The 19235-nt window shown below is 52.5% G+C and carries 17 protein-coding genes; 10 read left to right on the top strand and 7 right to left on the bottom strand.

Going from position 1 to position 19235, the window contains the following annotated elements; all coding sequences use genetic code 11:
- Positions 1-143: 143 nt before the first annotated feature.
- From aceF to pdhR, 3 genes are all read right to left on the bottom strand, one after another.
- Positions 144-2036 (bottom strand): pyruvate dehydrogenase complex dihydrolipoyllysine-residue acetyltransferase, encoded by a 1893-nt coding sequence (gene aceF / locus LA337_03455; protein ID UBI16767.1) that lies wholly within the window; start codon positions 2034-2036, stop codon positions 144-146.
- Between the two features lie 14 nt (positions 2037-2050).
- Positions 2051-4714 carry a pyruvate dehydrogenase (acetyl-transferring), homodimeric type gene (aceE, locus tag LA337_03450; GenBank protein ID UBI16766.1) on the bottom strand — a complete coding sequence of 888 codons (2664 nt, stop codon included), beginning with the start codon at positions 4712-4714 and terminating at the stop codon, positions 2051-2053.
- 162 nt (positions 4715-4876) lie between these two features.
- Positions 4877-5641 (bottom strand): pyruvate dehydrogenase complex transcriptional repressor PdhR, encoded by a 765-nt coding sequence (gene pdhR, locus LA337_03445; GenBank protein ID UBI16765.1) that lies wholly within the window; start codon positions 5639-5641, stop codon positions 4877-4879.
- Between the two features lie 564 nt (positions 5642-6205).
- Between pdhR and aroP the strand changes: the two genes are divergently transcribed.
- The 3 genes from aroP to LA337_03430 all read left to right on the top strand — a co-directional run bounded on the left by aroP (position 6206) and on the right by LA337_03430 (position 10094).
- Positions 6206-7579 (top strand): aromatic amino acid transporter AroP, encoded by a 1374-nt coding sequence (gene aroP / locus LA337_03440; protein ID UBI16764.1) that lies wholly within the window; start codon positions 6206-6208, stop codon positions 7577-7579.
- 158 nt (positions 7580-7737) lie between these two features.
- On the top strand, positions 7738-9144 hold the full coding sequence (locus tag LA337_03435; GenBank protein UBI16763.1) for an MFS transporter: 1407 nt from the start codon (positions 7738-7740) through the stop codon (positions 9142-9144).
- Complete coding sequence (locus tag LA337_03430; protein UBI16762.1) at positions 9144-10094, top strand: family 43 glycosylhydrolase; 951 nt, start codon at positions 9144-9146, stop codon at positions 10092-10094. The genes LA337_03435 and LA337_03430 overlap by 1 nt, the downstream gene beginning before the upstream one ends.
- 75 nt (positions 10095-10169) lie before the next feature.
- On the opposite strand, the gene ampE is transcribed toward LA337_03430, so the two are convergent.
- Positions 10170-11024: a beta-lactamase regulator AmpE gene (gene ampE / locus LA337_03425; protein ID UBI16761.1), complete on the bottom strand. Its 855-nt coding sequence runs from the start codon at positions 11022-11024 to the stop codon at positions 10170-10172.
- On the bottom strand, positions 11021-11584 hold the full coding sequence (gene ampD, locus LA337_03420) for a 1,6-anhydro-N-acetylmuramyl-L-alanine amidase AmpD (protein UBI16760.1): 564 nt from the start codon (positions 11582-11584) through the stop codon (positions 11021-11023). The genes ampE and ampD overlap by 4 nt, the downstream gene beginning before the upstream one ends.
- Positions 11585-11671: 87 nt before the next feature.
- Here ampD and nadC point away from each other — a divergent pair, with 87 nt between their 5' ends.
- The 4 genes from nadC (at position 11672) to hofC (ending at position 15820) form a co-directional block, all read left to right on the top strand.
- Positions 11672-12565 carry a carboxylating nicotinate-nucleotide diphosphorylase gene (nadC, locus tag LA337_03415; GenBank protein ID UBI16759.1) on the top strand — a complete coding sequence of 298 codons (894 nt, stop codon included), beginning with the start codon at positions 11672-11674 and terminating at the stop codon, positions 12563-12565.
- A 230-nt stretch (positions 12566-12795) separates the two neighbouring features.
- Positions 12796-13233 (top strand): prepilin peptidase-dependent pilin, encoded by a 438-nt coding sequence (ppdD, locus tag LA337_03410; protein UBI16758.1) that lies wholly within the window; start codon positions 12796-12798, stop codon positions 13231-13233.
- Positions 13234-13242: 9 nt separating this feature from the next.
- A complete protein-coding gene (gene gspE, locus LA337_03405) occupies positions 13243-14628 on the top strand; it encodes a type II secretion system protein GspE (GenBank protein UBI16757.1) in 1386 nt (461 codons plus the stop codon).
- Positions 14618-15820, top strand: coding sequence for a protein transport protein HofC (hofC, locus tag LA337_03400; protein UBI16756.1), 1203 nt, complete (start codon positions 14618-14620; stop codon positions 15818-15820). The genes gspE and hofC overlap by 11 nt, the downstream gene beginning before the upstream one ends.
- Positions 15821-15877: 57 nt before the next feature.
- Here hofC and LA337_03395 read toward each other — a convergent pair whose 3' ends face one another.
- The gene (locus tag LA337_03395; protein ID UBI16755.1) at positions 15878-16921 is read right to left on the bottom strand and encodes a GMP reductase; all 1044 of its coding nucleotides are present in this window, start codon (positions 16919-16921) and stop codon (positions 15878-15880) included.
- A gap of 225 nt (positions 16922-17146) precedes the next feature.
- Here LA337_03395 and coaE point away from each other — a divergent pair, with 225 nt between their 5' ends.
- From coaE to yacG, 3 genes are read left to right on the top strand one after another with little or no spacing between them, the layout of a single operon-like run.
- Positions 17147-17767: a dephospho-CoA kinase gene (gene coaE, locus LA337_03390; GenBank protein ID UBI16754.1), complete on the top strand. Its 621-nt coding sequence runs from the start codon at positions 17147-17149 to the stop codon at positions 17765-17767.
- Positions 17767-18510, top strand: coding sequence for a cell division protein ZapD (gene zapD, locus LA337_03385; protein UBI16753.1), 744 nt, complete (start codon positions 17767-17769; stop codon positions 18508-18510). The genes coaE and zapD overlap by 1 nt, the downstream gene beginning before the upstream one ends.
- 9 nt (positions 18511-18519) lie before the next feature.
- Positions 18520-18714, top strand: a complete 195-nt coding sequence (gene yacG / locus LA337_03380) for a DNA gyrase inhibitor YacG (GenBank protein ID UBI16752.1) — start codon at positions 18520-18522, stop codon at positions 18712-18714.
- 88 nt (positions 18715-18802) lie between these two features.
- Here the strand turns inward: yacG and mutT are convergent, their stop codons facing one another.
- Entirely contained in the window at positions 18803-19192 is a 390-nt protein-coding gene (mutT, locus tag LA337_03375) for an 8-oxo-dGTP diphosphatase MutT (GenBank protein ID UBI16751.1), read from the bottom strand.
- Between the last annotated feature and the right edge of the window lie 43 nt (positions 19193-19235).

Genomic DNA, 19235 nt, shown 5'->3' with positions numbered 1-19235 from the left:
GGGTCGTTCTATCCGCCCGTATTTTACAAAATTGTTAACAATTTTGAAACAACAAACGGCAACCGATTTGTCTTTCGCACAATAACCTCACTGACTTCATGAGATTACCAGAAAAAAGCCGGCCGTCGGGCCGGCTTTTTCGCTTACATCACCAGGCGGCGAATGTCAGACAGCATGTTGTTGATGATGGTGATAAAGCGCGCACCATCCGCACCGTCGATTACGCGGTGGTCGAAGGAGAGCGAAATCGGCATCATCAGACGCGGCATAAACTCTTTACCGTTCCACACTGGCTCCATAGAGGACTTGGAGACACCGAGGATAGCCACTTCCGGCGCGTTCACAATCGGCGCGAAGTGGGTAGTACCCAGGCCACCGATGCTGGAGATGGTGAAGCAACCGCCCTGCATTTCGCCAGCGGTCAGCTTGCCATCACGTGCTTTCTTGGAGATGGTGGTCAGTTCACGAGACAGCTCGGTAATGCTCTTCTTGTTCACGTCTTTGAAGACCGGAACAACCAGACCATTCGGCGTATCCACCGCAACACCGATGTTGATGTATTTTTTCAGGGTCAGGCGCTGACCGTCTTCAGACAGGGAGCTGTTGAAGCGTGGCATCTGTTCCAGAGCGGCGGCAACGGCTTTCATGATGAAGACCACTGGGGTGAATTTCACGTCCAGTTTACGTTTTTCAGCTTCCGCGTTCTGCTGTTTACGGAACGCTTCCAGATCGGTGATATCAGTTTTGTCGAAGTGCGTAACGTGCGGGATCATCACCCAGTTACGGCTCAGGTTAGCACCAGAGATTTTCTGGATACGGCCCAGTTCCACTTCTTCGATTTCACCAAACTTGCTGAAGTCCACTTTCGGCCAGGGCAGCATGCCCGGGATACCGCCACCAGCAGCAGCCGGAGCAGACTCGGCGCGTTTGATAGCGTCTTTCACGTAAGCCTGAACGTCTTCACGCAGGATACGACCTTTACGGCCAGAACCTTTCACTTTCGCCAGGTTCACACCGAATTCGCGCGCCAGGCGACGAATCAGCGGCGTTGCATGAACGTAAGCGTCGTTCTCAGCAAACTCAGATTTGCCTTCCGCTTTCGCTGCTGGCGCCGCGGCTGGTTTAGCAGCCTGAGCCGGTGCAGCGGCCGGAGCCGGAGCTGCGGCTTGCGCAGGAGCGGCAGCAGGCGCTGCGCCTTCAACTTCGAAGACCATAATCAGAGAACCGGTTTTGACTTTGTCGCCGGTGCTGATTTTGATTTCTTTCACGGTGCCCGCGAACGGTGCCGGAACTTCCATAGAGGCTTTGTCACCTTCTACGGTGATCAGTGACTGCTCAGCGGCAATTTTATCGCCCACTTTAACCATCACTTCAGTGACTTCAACTTCGTCACCGCCGATATCCGGTACGTTAACTTCTTTCGAGCCAGAAGCTGCCGGAGCCGCCGCTGCTGCTGGAGCTGCCGCTTGAGCCGGTGCTGCAGCAGGCGCTGCGCCCGCAACTTCGAAGACCATAATCAGCGAGCCGGTAGACACTTTGTCGCCGGTGTTGATTTTGATCTCTTTAACAGTACCTGCGAACGGCGCCGGAACTTCCATAGAGGCTTTGTCGCCTTCTACGGTGATCAGAGACTGTTCAGCCGCAACGGTGTCGCCGACTTTAACCATGACCTCGGTAACTTCAACTTCGTCACCACCGATGTCCGGTACGTGTACTTCTTTCGCTGCTGAGGCGGCAGGTGCTGCTGCCGGAGCTGCTTCTTTCTTCTCTTCTGCCGGAGCAGGTGCAGCGGCTGCTGCACCATCGGCGGAATCGAAAATCATGATCAGTTTGCCGGTCTCAGTTTTGTCGCCAACAGAGACTTTGATCTCTTTAACGATACCAGCCTGAGGAGACGGAACTTCCATAGAGGCTTTGTCGCCTTCTACGGTGATCAGCGACTGTTCAGCTTCAACTTTGTCGCCCACTTTGACCAGGATCTCGGTGATTTCAACTTCATCAGCCCCGATGTCCGGTACATTGATTTCGATAGCCATTATTCTTTTACCTCTTACGCCAGACGCGGGTTAACTTTATCTGCATCGATGTTGAATTTGATGATTGCGTCTGCAACCACTTTCTTATCGATTTCGCCACGTTTAGCCAGTTCGCCCAGGGCCGCTACAACCACGTAGGAAGCATCAACTTCGAAGTGGTGACGCAGGTTTTCACGGCTGTCAGAGCGACCGAAACCGTCAGTACCCAGTACGCGATAATCATCAGCCGGTACATAAGTACGAACCTGTTCGGCAAACAGTTTCATATAGTCAGTAGATGCTACTGCCGGAGCGTCGTTCATCACCTGAGCGATGTACGGAACGCGCGGAGTTTCCATCGGGTGCAGCATGTTCCAGCGCTCACAATCCTGGCCATCACGCGCCAGTTCAGTGAAGGAAGTTACGCTGTAAACGTCAGAGCCTACACCGTAGTCGTTCGCCAGAATCTGTGCTGCTTCACGCACGTGACGCAGGATAGAACCGGAGCCCAGCAGCTGAACTTTACCTTTCTTACCTTCGAGGGTTTCGAGTTTGTAGATACCTTTACGGATACCTTCCTCGGCACCTGCTGGCATTGCCGGCATGTGGTAGTTTTCGTTCAGCGTGGTGATGTAGTAGTAAACGTTCTCTTGTTTCTCACCGTACATACGCTCCAGACCATCGTGCATGATGACTGCAACTTCGTACGCGTAAGACGGATCGTAAGAGATACAGTTCGGGATAGTCAGAGACTGAATATGGCTGTGACCATCTTCGTGCTGCAGACCTTCGCCGTTCAGCGTAGTACGACCAGAAGTACCCCCTACCAGGAAGCCGCGAGCCTGTTGGTCGCCAGCCTGCCAGCACAGGTCGCCGATACGCTGGAACCCGAACATGGAGTAGTAGATGTAGAACGGAATCATCGGCAGATCGTTGGTGCTGTAAGAGGTCGCAGCAGCCAGCCAGGATGCGCCAGCACCCAGTTCGTTGATACCTTCCTGCAGGATCTGACCTTTCTCGTCTTCTTTATAGTAAGCAACCTGCTCACGGTCCTGCGGGGTGTACTGCTGACCGTTCGGGCTGTAGATACCGATCTGACGGAACAGACCTTCCATACCGAAAGTACGCGCTTCGTCAGCGATGATCGGAACCAGACGATCTTTGATCGACTTGTTCTTCAGCATCACGTTCAGGGCACGAACGAAAGCGATAGTGGTGGAGATTTCTTTGTTCTGCTCTTCCAGCAGCGCACCGAAGTCTTCCAGAGCTGGCAGTTCCAGCTTCTCGGTGAAGTTCGGCTGACGAGCAGGCAGGTAGCCGTGCAGTTTCTGACGCTGAGCGTGCAGATAAGTGTGCTCTTCAGAACCTTCCGGGAAGGTGATGTAAGACAGGTTTTCAACCTGCTCGTCGGTCACAGGAACGTTGAAACGGTCGCGGATATAACGCACGCCGTCCATGTTCATTTTCTTAACCTGGTGAGCGATGTTTTTACCTTCAGCGGTGTCACCCATACCGTAACCTTTAATGGTATGGGCGAGGATTACAGTTGCTTTGCCTTTGGTTTCCTGCGCTTTTTTCAGTGCAGCGTAAACTTTCTTCGGATCGTGACCACCGCGGTTCAGAGACCAAATCTGCTCATCAGTCCAGTCAGCAACCAGGGCTGCAGTTTCCGGGTATTTACCGAAGAAGTGCTCACGTACGTATGCACCATCTTTGGATTTGAAGGTCTGGTAGTCGCCGTCAACAGTTTCGTTCATCAGCTGGATCAGTTTACCGCTGGTGTCTTTACGCAGCAGCTCATCCCAACGACCGCCCCACATGACTTTGATAACGTTCCAGCCAGCACCCGCGAAGATGCCTTCCAGTTCGTTAACAATCTTGCCGTTACCGGTTACCGGGCCGTCAAGACGCTGCAGGTTACAGTTGATAACAAAGACCAGGTTGTCCAGTTTTTCACGGGTCGCGATGGTGATAGCGCCCTTAGATTCTGGCTCATCCATCTCGCCGTCGCCCAGGAAGGCGTAAACGGTTTGTTTAGAGGTATCTTTCAGGCCACGGTGTTCCAGATATTTCAGGAACTTAGCCTGGTAGATGGCACCGATTGGGCCCAGACCCATAGATACGGTCGGGAACTGCCAGAATTCCGGCATCAGTTTCGGGTGCGGGTAGGAAGACAGGCCTTTGCCATGTACTTCCTGACGGAAGTTGTTCATCTGCTCTTCAGTCAGACGACCTTCCAGGAATGCGCGTGCGTAGATGCCCGGAGAGATGTGGCCCTGGAAGTACACCAGATCGCCGCCATCTTGCTCGTTGCGTGCACGGAAGAAGTGGTTGAAGCAAACATCATATACCGTTGCGGAGGACTGGAAGGATGCCATGTGGCCACCCAGCTCGAGGTCTTTTTTAGACGCGCGCAGTACGGTCATGATGGCGTTCCAACGGATAGCAGAACGAATACGACGTTCCAGCTCCAGATTGCCCGGGTATTCCGGTTCATCTTCAACGGCAATAGTGTTTACATAATTGCTGGCCCCTGCACCTGCCGCTACTTTCACGCCGCCTTTGCGGGCTTCTGAAAGCAGTTGGTCGATCAGATACTGAGCACGCTCAACACCTTCTTCACGGATGACCGATTCGATCGCCTGTAGCCAGTCGCGAGTTTCGATCGGATCCACGTCATTTGGGAAACGTTCTGACATGGGGGTATTCCTTATCTATCTAATACGTTGAGTTATCTGGAACCTGTCCCATTACGTTCTCGTCAGAGAGCGTAATAAGACAGGTTCTGCGTTTAGTTGCCGCGCATTTTATTAGCGCTTGATTTACAACATCTTCTGGTTAACGTTCTGCCAGAAAAATCACTAATTCTTTCGTTGCTCCAGGCGGCGTAAGGCGCGTTCACGACGACTTTCCTCACGGCTTCTGTCCAGCAGAATCTCTTCGATAAAGGCCAGGTGACGATGAGACGCTTCACGCGCTTCTTCAGGCTTCCCGGCGATGATTGCTTCAAAGATACGGGTACGATGACTGCTTACCAGCGGCAGCATCTCACGACGCGCATACAGCAATTCGAAGTTTTGCCGAACGTTCTGGGCCAACATCGGCTCCATACACCTTAGCAAATGGAGCAGCACTACATTGTGTGCCGCTTCGGTGACAGCAATTTGATACTGAAGTACCGCATCAGATTCGCCGTCAAGATCGCCGGACTGTTGCGCAAGCTCGATTGCATGGTGGAGTTCACGGATACGCGTTTTGTCTTCATCCGTGCTGCGCAGTGCAGCGTAATAAGCTGCAATACCTTCCAACGCATGGCGCGTTTCAAGCAGGTCAAACTGGGATTCAGGATGGTCGGAGAGCAGCTCTACCAGTGGGTCGCTAAAGCTCTGCCACAGGCTACTCTGAACAAAAGTGCCACCGCCCTGACGACGCAGCAGTAACCCCTTCGCTTCAAGGCGTTGGATCGCCTCGCGTAAGGAGGGGCGGGAGACGTCGAACTGTTTTGCCAGCTCGCGTTCCGGTGGGAGTTTTTCTCCGGGGCGAAGTGTCCCCTCAAGAATTAAAAACTCCAGCTGCTGCTCAATCACATCGGAGAGTTTTGGTTGGCGGATTTTGCTGTAGGCCATGATTTCCTGTCTTAAGCCATTTGCCCGGAGTCAATTGGTCTTACCAATTTCATGTTCTTGACGCTAAAGTAACAAAGTATTCACCTTCTGTCCATACAGGTTTTGATTGAAATCAGTAAAGGGGGCATATTTTAACAACATTACAGAAATAACGTTTCAAACATGTAACTATGCACAAATGTTAAATTTACCCACCACGGGGTAGTTTTAACGGAATTGAAACGAAATATTATCTCATCTGAACCGATTCACCTGCTTATTTATCGACGTATCAACCACAATTAATGAATAGAAATTCAAAACGGAAATTTTGTGGTAGATAAACTCGTATTTACAAATGGTTTCTTTTTATTCAACTCGTCATCTTCCCCGCACAAAGCAGGTGCATTCGCGCTCGCATATCATTATTCTGATCAAGACAAAAGTCTTAAGGCAACATTTTATCTAAAGCATCTGTAAACTAATTAATACAACAAACGGAATTGCAAACTTACACACGCATTACTGCGTAGTTCAAAAAATAAGTACTCGAAATATGAAGAGTAAAACCACACACGAGGTTTAATGATGGAAAGTCAACAGCATGGCGATCAGCTCAAGCGCGGTCTTAAGAACCGCCATATACAGCTAATCGCACTGGGTGGCGCGATTGGTACCGGGTTATTCCTCGGTAGCGCATCCGTTATCCAGTCTGCAGGACCGGGTATTATTCTGGGTTACGCTATTGCCGGCTTTATCGCCTTTTTGATTATGCGTCAGTTAGGTGAAATGGTGGTTGAAGAGCCGGTTGCAGGCTCCTTTAGCCACTTTGCTTATAAATACTGGGGCGGTTTCGCAGGCTTCTCTTCTGGCTGGAACTATTGGGTTCTGTACGTGCTGGTTGCCATGGCTGAACTGACAGCCGTGGGTAAATATATCCAATTCTGGTATCCAGAGATCCCAACCTGGGTTTCTGCGGCGGCCTTCTTCGTGCTGATCAACGCCATCAACCTGACCAACGTGAAAGTGTTTGGCGAAATGGAGTTCTGGTTTGCCATTATTAAAGTCATTGCCGTGGTTGCGATGATCCTGTTTGGCGGCTGGTTGCTGTTTAGCGGCAACGGCGGTCCGCAGGCCAGCGTCAGTAACCTGTGGGACCAGGGGGGCTTCCTACCGCATGGATTCACCGGTCTGGTGATGATGATGGCTATTATTATGTTCTCTTTCGGTGGGCTGGAGCTGGTCGGGATCACCGCGGCAGAAGCCGATAACCCGGAGCAAAGCATTCCCAAAGCAACCAACCAGGTTATCTACCGTATCCTGATTTTCTATGTAGGTTCGCTGGCGGTTCTGCTTTCCTTGATGCCGTGGACGCGCGTCACGGCAGATACCAGCCCGTTTGTCCTTATTTTCCACGAGCTGGGCGACACCTTTGTTGCTAATGCCCTGAACATCGTAGTGTTGACCGCCGCCCTTTCTGTCTATAACAGCTGCGTATACTGCAACAGCCGTATGCTGTTCGGTCTGGCACAGCAAGGCAATGCGCCAAAAGCGCTGATGAACGTCGACAAACGCGGCGTACCAGTAAACACCATTCTGGTCTCCGCACTGGTTACGGCGCTGTGCGTACTGATCAACTACCTGGCGCCGGAATCCGCCTTTGGCCTGCTGATGGCGCTGGTGGTTTCCGCACTGGTGATCAACTGGGCAATGATCAGCCTGGCGCACATGAAGTTCCGCAAAGCCAAACAGCAGCAGGGCGTTACCACACGCTTCCCGGCGCTGCTTTATCCGCTGGGTAACTGGGTGTGCCTGATTTTCATGGCTGCGGTGTTGGTGATTATGCTGATGACGCCGGGTATGGCGATTTCGGTATACTTAATTCCGGTATGGATTGCCATTCTTGGCATCGGCTACCTGTGCAAGCAGAAAACCGCTGGCGCGGTTAAAGCGCATTAATTCTCCCTCCCCCCACCTGCATCGGGTGGGGGTTGTTACCTGCCTCACACTTTCCCACTCACGACTGTTTAGTCCATATCAGCGGCGTTATCCTGCAACGCAAAAACAACGGTGCCAGACAATAATTCTCTCCATATCTCATTAATGGAGTGCAGTTGATGGAAACCAGTAAGCTCACGGTGAAAGAAAAGATCGGCTATGGAATGGGCGACGCCGGATGCAACATCATCTTTGGCGCCATCATGTTGTTTGTTAACTATTTTTATACAGATATTTTTGGTCTGGCGCCTGCCCTGGTCGGCGTATTACTGCTCTCAGTACGCGTTATCGATGCCGTTACTGACCCTATAATGGGCGCGATGGCCGACCGCACCCGCAGCAAATATGGTCGATTTCGTCCATGGCTTTTGTGGATGGCTTTCCCTTACGCATTATTCAGCGTACTTATGTTTACCACCCCTGAGTGGACATATAACAGCAAAGTTATCTATGCGTTCGTCACTTACTTCCTGCTCTCTATCACCTATACGGCAATCAACATTCCTTACTGCTCGCTCGGCAGCGTCATCACCAACGATCCAAAGGAACGCGTCGCCTGCCAGTCATATCGCTTTGTATTGGTCGGTATTGCAACCCTGCTGCTGTCCCTCACCCTATTGCCCATGGCGGACTGGTTTGGTGGAGAAGACAAAGCCAAAGGCTATCAGATGGCGATGGCGGTCCTTGCCTTCATCGGTATGTGTATGTTCCTGTTTTGCTTTGCAACTGTGCGTGAGCGCGTCCGTCCTGCGGTCCCGACTAACGACGACTTAAAAGCAGACCTGAAGGACGTGTGGAAGAACGATCAGTGGGTAAAAATTCTGCTGTTAACCTTGTGCAACGTCTGTCCGGGCTTTATTCGCATGGCCGCCACTATGTACTACGTGACCTGGGTTATGCAGCAAAGCACGCAGTTTGCCACGTTGTTTATCAGCCTTGGCGTTGTCGGCATGATGATCGGCAGCATGCTGGCAAAGGTGTTAACCGATCGCTGGTGCAAACTGAAAGTCTTCTTCTGGACCAATATCATCCTGGCGATTTTCTCCGGCGCATTTTACTTCTTCGATCCAAAAGCCACCATGATGATTATGGTGCTCTACTTCCTGCTCAACATTCTGCATCAGATCCCTTCCCCACTGCACTGGTCGCTGATGGCGGATGTCGATGACTACGGCGAGTGGAAAACCGGTAAACGCATCACCGGAATCAGCTTTTCCGGCAACCTGTTCTTCCTGAAACTGGGCCTGGCGATTGCCGGAGCGATGGTTGGCTTCCTGCTCTCCTGGTACGGCTACGACGCAGGGGCGAAAGCGCAAAGCGACTCCGCCATTAACGGTATTATGCTGCTGTTTACCATCATACCAGGCGTAGGCTACCTGATTACCGCAGGCGTGGTTCGTCTGCTGAAAGTTGACCGCGAGTTTATGCAGCAAATCCAGGCAGATTTAGAAAAGCGTCGCGCCAACTACCGTGAACTGAATGAATACCACGATATAAAAACGACTGAAACCGTAAGGAAAGCCTAATGAATCAGTGGCCTAATCCCTTTATTGAACAGCGTGCCGACCCGTTTATTTTACGTGACGGTAGCCACTACTATTTCATTGCTTCAGTGCCCGAATACGATCGACTGGAGCTCCGTCGCGCTGACACGCTGGAAGGGCTGCGCACCGCCGTCCCGGTTGTCGTCTGGCGCAAACCAGAAAGCGGCCCCATGAGCCAACTCATCTGGGCGCCTGAGATCCATCATCTGGCTGGTAAATGGTACATCTATTTTGCCGCCACCCACACACAGGCGCTCGACAAGCTGGGGATGTTCCAGCACCGTATGTTTGCGCTCGAATGTGCGGACACCGATCCGCTGGCAGGCAAGTGGACAGAGAAAGGCCAGATTAAGACACAGTTTGATACCTTTGCGCTTGATGCCACCACCTTTCATCACCAGGGAAAACAGTGGTATCTGTGGGCGCAAAAATCTCCCGATATCGCCGGCAACTCCAATATCTATCTCGCTGAGCTGGAAAATCCATGGACGATTAAAGGCGAGCCAGTCATGCTCAGCCATCCAGAGTATGACTGGGAATGCCGGGGTTTTTGGGTCAACGAAGGTCCGGCTGTCATGGTTCACGGCGACAAGCTGTTTATCAGCTATTCGGCCAGCGCCACCGATGAGAACTACTGTATGGGATTATTGTGGATTGACCTCAACGCCGATCCGCTCAACCCGCAGAACTGGCACAAATCACCACGCCCGGTCTTTTCCACCAGCTACGAAAACCGCCAGTACGGACCGGGACACAACAGCTTTACGCAAACGCCGGAAGGTGAGGATGTGCTGGTGTACCACGCGAGAAATTACACCGAAATTGAAGGCGATCCGTTGTACGATCCAAACCGCCACACTCGCCTGAAGCTCGTGCGCTGGGACGAAAACGGGATGCCTGATTTTGGCGTGCCGCCAGCGGATACGTATTGAGTCATTGCGCCGTTATCCGGCCTACATATGCGCCAGGCCGGATAAGGCGGTTATGCCGCTATCCGGCAACAATCGCTAGATCAGTGTTCCATAAATTGTCAGCAGCGCAATGACCACCACCACCACAAACGAAGTCTTCTTCGCCATTGAAACAGCCGCTTTTGGCGTTTCGACTTTATCGGTATGGGGTTCACGCGCCAAAGAGAACTGCGCCAGGCGCGTTAGTACCTGATATTGCGAAGTATGTAGATCGGCAAGCGATGCAAACCAGGCTGGCAACGCCTTCTCGCCGTGTCCTAACAGCGCATAGACCACGCCCGCCAGACGCACTGGGATCCAGTCCAGCACATGCAGGATCGCATCAATACCCGATTGCAAACGCTGGTGCGGGGTCTGATAGCGCGCCAGCCAGGACTGCCAGGCACGTAAAAAGGCGTAACCCACCAGCGTTACCGGTCCCCACGGGCCACCGACAATCAGCCAGAATAACGGCGCCAGATAAAAGCGAAAGTTGTTCCATAACAGCGCGTTCTGCAGTTCGCGCAGGAACTCACGCTCATCACAGTCCGGCGGAACACCATGGATAAGCGTCAGCTCGCTGGCCATCGCCTCACGGGCGTGAGCGTCATCGCGAGCCGCCGCGTTCAGATAGGCATGATAATGAAGACGCGTTTTGCCAGCCCCAATACACAGCAAGCCAATTAAGATCCACACCACCAGCAAGGGCACGTTAAACAGCAGTCCATGAAGTGCGCGCAACAGCAGAAACGTCACCCCCATCGCAATCAGGGCCATGCCTACGGTACGCATCATTGAGAAATGCTTCACCCGGCGGAAAAATGCTTCAACCCGGTGATCAAGCTGCCAGTGCTCACCCAGCTTAAACAGGCGTTCAACAATCAACACCAGTAATGTTGTAAACAGCGTCATGTCATCTCCTTTTGCGACGAGGGGGTGACCAGGGCGCGAAACCTTGCCCAGTCAAAAGAGGGCCCGGGATCGGTCTTACGCTCGGGCGCAATATTGCAATGTCCTGTCATATTGTTAGCAATAGCCGGATAACGCGTAATCAGGGCATTGGTCACGGCTGCAAGTTGCTGGTACTGCGCGTCGGTATAGGCCAGCGTATCCGTCCCTTCCAGCTCAATACCAATTGAAAAATCATTACAGCGTTCGCGCCCTTGATAGTTCGACACGCCAGCATGCCAAGCGCGTTTATCAAAGGGGACATACTGCACGATTTCACCATCACGGCGAATTAAACAATGGGCCGACACGCGCAGATGGGCGATCCCGGCAAAATAAGGATGGGCATTAGGATCAATCGTGCCGGTAAACAGCGCATCAATCCACGGTCCGCCGAACTCGCCGGGCGGCAGGCTGATATTATGCACCACCAGCAGAGAAGGGTTTTCGTCATCCGGGCGGCAATCGTAATGAGGAGAGGGTACGCGTCGCGCCTCTGCCAGCCAGCCCTCGTCTAACAACATGCAGAATCTCCTTATTGGTGGTGCTCATATCAGGTTCAGGGTAGCATGTTTCCACCTTATGATTCGTTAGCAATTTGGAGTTTTATCATGCCGCCTCGCCGCTATAACCCTGACTACCGACGTGACGCGCTGTTGGAACGCATAAATCTGGATATCCCTGCCGCTGTAGCTCAGGCGCTGCGTGAAGATTTAGGCGGAGAAGTTGATGCCAATAACGATATCACCGCACAGCTTTTGCCCGAAGATATGCGCTCCCACGCCACCGTGATCACCCGCGAAGATGGCGTTTTTTGTGGGAAACGCTGGGTGGAGGAAGTCTTTATTCAACTGGCTGGCGATGATGTCAACATCACCTGGCATGTTGAAGATGGCGACAGCATCAAGGCCAATCAGCCGCTGTTTGAACTGGACGGCCCTTCCCGCGTGCTGCTGACCGGCGAACGTACCGCGCTTAATTTTGTGCAGACCCTTTCAGGTGTGGCGAGCGAAGTGCGTAAATACGTCGACCTGCTGGCGGGAACAAAAACCCAGTTGCTGGACACGCGTAAAACCCTGCCTGGGCTGCGCACCGCCCTGAAATACGCCGTATTGTGCGGCGGCGGCGCGAATCATCGCCTGGGGCTTTCTGACGCTTTCCTTATTAAAGAAAACCACATTATTGCTTCTGGCTCAGTACGTCAGGCCGTTGAAAAAGCCTTCTGGCTGCACCCGGATGTGCCGGTTGAAGTCGAAGTGGAAAGCCTGGATGAACTTGATGACGCGCTGAAAGCCGGGGCCGACATCATCATGCTCGATAATTTCGAAACTGACCAAATGCGTGAAGCGGTCAAACGCACCAACGGCCAGGCGCGTCTGGAAGTGTCGGGTAACGTCACCTATGAAACGCTGCGCGAATTTGCCGAAACCGGCGTGGATTTCATCTCTGTTGGCGCACTGACCAAGCATGTTCGCGCACTCGATCTCTCGATGCGTTTTCGCTAAATACTGATGGTTTAGCCCGGTAGTGATTTCGCTTATCGGGCCATTCTGCATGCCGGAGAAGGCGTTTTCGCCGCTATCCGGCAGTTTCTTCGAGCCTCTTCGCAAATACGTTGTTTGATTCTGTAATCTCGTAAAGATCCTCGGAACCCGCCTTCCCATTCTGTTTTTTGCCTCTCGCCGTGACCCCGACCGTTTGCCAAAGTAGCGCCAGCTAACTCAAGGAGCGAACGATGGACAAGCAACGCGGCTTCACGCTTATCGAACTCATGGTGGTCATTGGCATTATTGCCATCCTTAGCGCCATCGGCATTCCGGCCTATCAAAACTATCTGCGCAAAGCTGCGCTGACAGACATGCTGCAAACCTTTGTTCCCTATCGCACGGCGGTTGAGCTTTGTGCGCTTGAGCATGGCGGAACAGCAACCTGCGATGCCGGAACGAATGGCATCCCTTCTCCAGCCACTACCCGTTATGTCTCCGCCATGAGCGTTGAAAAAGGGGTGGTCAGCCTCAGCGGACAAGAAAGTCTGAACGGACTAACCATCACCATGACGCCAGGTTGGGACAATGCCAACGGCATTACTGGCTGGAGTCGTAACTGCGTCATCCAGAATGACAGCGCACTGCAACAAGCCTGTGAAGACGTTTTCCGTTTCGACACCAATTAAGGAAAAGAGATGAATACCACCCAACTTACGGCACTGTGCCAACGTTATCAGGGAATATTACTGGATGCAGACAATGAAGTGGTGCACATCGCCGTCGTGGATGCCCCGTCCCACGAACTTCTGGACGCGCTGCATTTTGCCACCACCCGACGTATAGACATTGTCTGCTGGACGCGTCAGCAAATGGAAGGCCACACGCATACGCCGCGGAACATGCTCCCGGCTGTAGTTACCAAAAGCAGCGCCAGCGCAGCAGACCTGCTGAATCAGACGTTTCATTCTGCTCTGGTGCAACGGGCTTCTGATATTCATATTGAGCCAGCGGAAAATCACTACCGAATCAGATTACGTGTAGATGGCGTACTGCATGCTTTACCGGAAGTCACAACTGAGATGGGCATCGCTATCACTGCAAGACTAAAAGTTTTAGGCAGTCTGGATATTGCCGAGCACAGACTTGCGCAAGACGGACAATTTACCGTTGAGATTTCTGGAGAGCCGGTCTCGTTTCGCATCGCCACCCTGCCCTGTCGCTATGGCGAAAAAGTAGTGCTGCGGCTACTGCATCAGGTCGATCAAACGCTGGAGATCGCCGCGCTAGGAATGCAGGACGCGCAACTGGGCGCATTTTCGCACGCGTTACAGCAGCCTCAGGGGTTGATTCTGGTCACCGGACCGACCGGGAGCGGTAAAACAGTCACGCTGTACAGTGCGCTGCAAACCCGAAACACCCCGGATATGAATCTTTGTAGCGTAGAAGATCCGGTAGAAATCCCGATCGCAGGTCTTAACCAGACGCAAATTCATCCTCGCGCCGGTCTCACTTTTCAGGGCGTATTACGCGCGCTGCTGCGCCAGGATCCCGACATTATCATGGTGGGTGAAATCCGCGATGGCGAAACGGCTGAAATAGCCCTAAAAGCCGCACAAACCGGTCATTTGGTTCTATCAACACTGCACACTAACTCCACCACTGAAACGCTGATACGCCTGCAGCAAATGGGGGTCGCACGCTGGATGATCGCCTCCGCGCTGACGCTCGTCATTGCGCAGCGGTTGGTGAGAAAATTGTGTCCCCATTGCCGACAACGACTGGAAACGCCGATCGCGCTCCCGGAAGCGATATGGCCTGCGCCACTGCCACATTGGCAGGCCACTGGCTGTGAACATTGCTATCAAGGATTTTATGGTCGTACGGCATTGTTTGAAGTACTCCCCGTTACGCCGGCATTGCGCCAGAGCATCGCCAACGGTACGTCCGCAGAAGAAGTGGAGTCAGATGCAAAGCAATTGGGGATGAGTACGCTTTTCGAAACTGGTTGCCAGGCAGTCGAACAAGGGCTAACGACATTTGAAGAGCTGATACGCGTACTGGGCATGCCTCATGTCAGCTAAACAGCTTTGGCGCTGGCAAGGCATTAACAACGAAGGTCAACCGCTGGAAGGTGTATTGTGGGCCGATACCCGCCCCTCATTAATGCTTGCTCTCGAGCAACAGCGTATTACACCGCTACGTATAAACCGTATGCGCGTCAAAACCTCACACTGGAGCCGTGAACGAAGCGCCGAAACCATACACCAACTGGCAACATTACTAAAAGCCGGGTTAACGCTCTCGACAGGCCTAACCCTGCTGGCTGAACAGCATCCCAGCCGTCAGTGGCAGGCGCTACTGCGCACGCTGGCTCACGATATGGAGCAGGGCATTTCTCTCTCCACCTCTCTGTCGCAATGGCGCCACGTTTTTCCGCCTCTTTATCAGGCAATGATCCGCACCGGAGAGCTTACGGGGAAGCTGGACGACTGCTGTTTTGAACTCGCCCGTCAGCAGAAGAATCAACAGCAACTTGCCGATAAAGTAAAAAAAGCCCTGCGCTATCCGATTATCATTATCACGATGGCGGTAATGGTCGTGTTTGCGATGCTGCAATTTGTACTCCCTGAGTTTGCCGCCATTTACCGGACGTTTAACACTCCGCTACCAGCACTCACTCAGTGGATTATTGCCATCGCGCACTTTAGCGGCCAATGGGGAGGGCTGATCGGAGCATTCAGCCTGGTCGCGGTTGCTGTATATTATTTGATAAAGCAGAAACAGTACTGGCTTATTCTGCGCCAGACATTACTGCTCGGTCTGCCGGTTATAGGGCCGATGGTGAGAGGCCAAAAACTCACGCAGATCTTCACCGTGCTGGCGTTAACGCAAAATGCAGGAATTCCCTTTTTGCAGGGTCTTGAGAGCGTGACTGAAACGCTGGACAACCCTTTCTGGTCACAGCGCTTAGCGCGGGCACACCACGACATCAGCGCCGGAAAACCGGTCTGGTTAGCGCTTAAAAATTGCGGTGAATTCAGCCCATTGTGTATACAACTGGTCAGAACAGGTGAAGCTTCCGGCTCACTGGATGCCATGCTGCGCAATCTCGCACATCACCACGGCGAGAAAACGTTGTCTCAGGCGGAGAATCTGGCCGCGCTGCTTGAGCCTGCGTTGCTGGTCATTACGGGGCTTATCATCGGTACGCTGGTCGTCGCGATGTATTTACCGATTTTCCATTTGGGAGATGCGATGAGCGGGGTGGGATAGATTCAAATGCCTGATGGCGGCGTAACGCCATCAGGCATTTCACAGAACGACCTGTTTTTACAGGCTATTGAAAACGCGGTTTTCTTGTTCCTGTACGCGAATAAACGTTGTACGTTTGGTCAGTTCTTTCAGACGAGAAGCACCAACATAGGTACAGGCAGAACGCAGGCCGCCGAGGATATCACGCGCGGTATTATCAACCGGGCCACGCAGAGGCAGCTTAACGGTTTTACCTTCCGCTGCACGGTATTGCGCAACACCACCAACGTGACGCGTCATGGCTGATTCAGAGCTCATTCCGTAGAACAGCATGAATTTCTCACCGTTCTCTTCGACAATTTTGCCGCCGCTTTCTTCATGACCGGCCAGCATGCCGCCGAGCATCACGAAGTCCGCGCCGCCGCCAAACGCTTTTGCCACGTCACCCGGCATTGTGCAGCCGCCGTCGCTGACAATCATGCCGCCCAGACCGTGGGCTGCATCGGCACATTCAATAACCGCCGAAAGCTGTGGATAGCCAACACCGGTTTTTACACGCGTGGTACATACAGAACCCGGGCCGATGCCGACTTTAACAATGTCCGCGCCGGAAAGTACCAGCTCTTCACACATTTCGCCGGTGACCACATTGCCCGCACAAATTGTTTTTGTCGGCCATGCTTCACGCGCTTTCGACACAAACTGAACAAAATGCTCTGAGTAGCCATTTGCCACGTCAATGCAGATAAAGTTCAGCGCTGGGTTAAGCGCCAGAATCTGTTTGGTTTTTTCGAAATCTGCGTCAGAGGTACCGGTTGAAACCATCACGTGTTTGAGCACATCGGCAGAACTCTGCGCGATAAAGGCAGCCCAGTCTTCAACAGAATAGTGTTTGTGCACAGCGGTCAGGATGTCGAAGGATGCCAGTGCCGTTGCCATGGCAAACGTCCCGACAGTGTCCATGTTCGCCGCAATAATGGGGACGCCGGACCAGGTCTGACCTGAATGCTTAAAGGTAAATTGACGCTCCAACTCAACATCGGAACGGCTTTTGAGAGTAGAACGCTTAGGGCGGATAAGAACGTCTTTGAAACCTAACTTCAGATCTTCTTCGATACGCATGTGCGGATTCCTGGGGTTAATGGCGAAAAATCGAAACTCACAACTCCAGTGACGCTATCATACGCACTAATCAATGCCGCGCAAGACTGCGAAATTCTCTTTTTTTACGCTACAATCCCATAAATTTACCTGGCGAATAGTAGGTTAATCCTGCAACAGCCTCGCCTTCGCACGCTTAACTTTTAACTGTTTGATAATCAAACTCAAACTCCAGGATCTGCATCTATGAGGTATACGGTAGCCTTAACCGGCGGCATTGGCAGTGGTAAAAGTACCGTTGCAAATGCGTTCGCTGACCTCGGAATAAACGTCATCGATGCAGATATTATTGCGCGCCAGGTGGTTGAACCCGGCACACCTGCCCTTAAGGCGATCGAAGAACATTTTGGTTCCGAGGTTATAGCCGCGGACGGATCGTTGCAGCGGCGCATTTTACGCGAACGCATTTTTTCCAATCCTGAGGAGAAAAGCTGGCTAAATGCCCTGCTTCATCCGCTTATTCAGCAGGAAACACAGCGCCAGTTTCAGCAAGCGACCTCCCCTTATGTGTTGTGGGTTGTACCTTTGCTGGTAGAAAATTCGCTGTATAAAAAAGCCAACCGTGTACTCGTGGTGGATGTTACCCCCGAGACACAGCTCAGACGCACGATGCAGCGCGATGACGTCACGCGTGAGCATGTTGAACAAATTCTTGCTGCCCAGGCAACGCGTGAAGCGCGTCTGGCCGTGGCAGACGATGTTATTGATAATAATGGCGCACCGGAAGCCATCGCCTCGGATGTCGCCCGCCTGCACGCGCTCTATTTGCAATGCGCGTTGCAGTTTGTCTCACAGGAAAAACCGTAATGTACACCCAGGTCCTTTTTGAACACCCTCTCAATGAGAAGATGCGTACATGGCTGCGCATTGAGTTTTTAATCCAACAGCTCTCCGTTAATTTACCTATTACAGACCATGCAGGCGCACTGCATTTTTTCCGTAATATCGGCGATTTACTGGATGTCTTTGAACGCGGTGAAGTCCGCACCGAACTCCTCAAAGAGTTAGAGCGACAACAGCGAAAACTCCAGGCCTGGGTTGAAGTTCCCGGCGTCGATCAAAGCAGGATCGACGCATTGCGCCAGCAGTTAAAAAGCGCGGGCAGCGTTCTGATTTCGGCCCCGCGTATTGGACAGACACTACGCGAAGATCGTCTGATTGGCCTCGTGCGTCAGCGTTTAAGCATTCCTGGCGGGTGCTGTAGTTTCGATTTGCCAACCCTGCATATTTGGTTGCATTTACCACAGCCGCAACGCGACGCGCAGGTTGAAGCCTGGCTTGCCAGCCTGAATCCGCTCAATCAGGCGCTAGCACTGGTGCTGGATTTGATTCGCAACTCTGCGCCGTTCCGTAAGCAAACCAGCCTGAATGGTTTTTACCAGGACAACGGCGAAGATGCCGATCTGCTGCGCTTGCAGCTGCCGCTTGATTCGCAGCTTTATCCGCAAATTTCTGGTCATAAGAGCCGTTTTGCCATTCGCTTTATGCCGCTGGATAGCGAAAATGGCCAGGTGCCTGAGCGTCTCGATTTTGAGCTGGCGTGCTGTTAAGGAGTCAACATGTCTGAACAAACTATCGTCAACTGCCCAACCTGTGGCAAACCCGTGATATGGGCTGAAGTCAGTCCGTTTCGCCCATTCTGCAGCAAACGCTGCCAGTTAATCGATCTGGGTGAGTGGGCCGCGGAAGAGAAACGCATCCCAAGCTCTGGCGATCTGTCGGAAAGCGATGACTGGAGTGAAGAGCAGAAGTAATTGCGCTAAAACGGTTGGCCGGGCAAGCATTGCGCCCCGTTAATAATTTACCGGATGCGGCGTTGCCTTATCCGGCCTACGAACACCATTAGCCAGCAATCAGCTTTTCAATGACCGGCGCATTCGCCGGCGGAAAATCTTCCGCATTTAGAGCAGCTTGCGCAATCCACTGCGCTGGTTGCCCCTCTTTTCCCCATGGTTCGCCTTCCCAGCTTTCAACCAGCCAGAACCACAGAGTGATATGCCGGTCCGGAAACTGATACTCCAGCTTTTCGAACAGCGAGCTATGGGTCGGCGTAATGCCCACTTCTTCCTGTAACTCGCGAATCAGTGCCTGCTCTGGCGTTTCACCCGCTTCAATTTTTCCGCCGGGAAACTCCAGCTTATTTGCCATGTGGGCATCAGCCGCACGCTGAGTTATGAAAATTTCATGGTGCTGATTACGAATAATCCCGACGGCGATCTGCAATATTTTCATCTTCATCGTCCATAAAAAAGGCGCAGAATTCTGCGCCTTTTCA

The sequence above is a fragment of the Citrobacter europaeus genome (assembly GCA_020099315.1).
GTDB classification, from domain to species: Bacteria; Pseudomonadota; Gammaproteobacteria; order Enterobacterales; family Enterobacteriaceae; genus Citrobacter; species Citrobacter europaeus.
The sequence above is the reverse complement of the archived record's forward strand: the minus strand, read 5'-3'. Positions and strand labels throughout refer to the sequence as shown.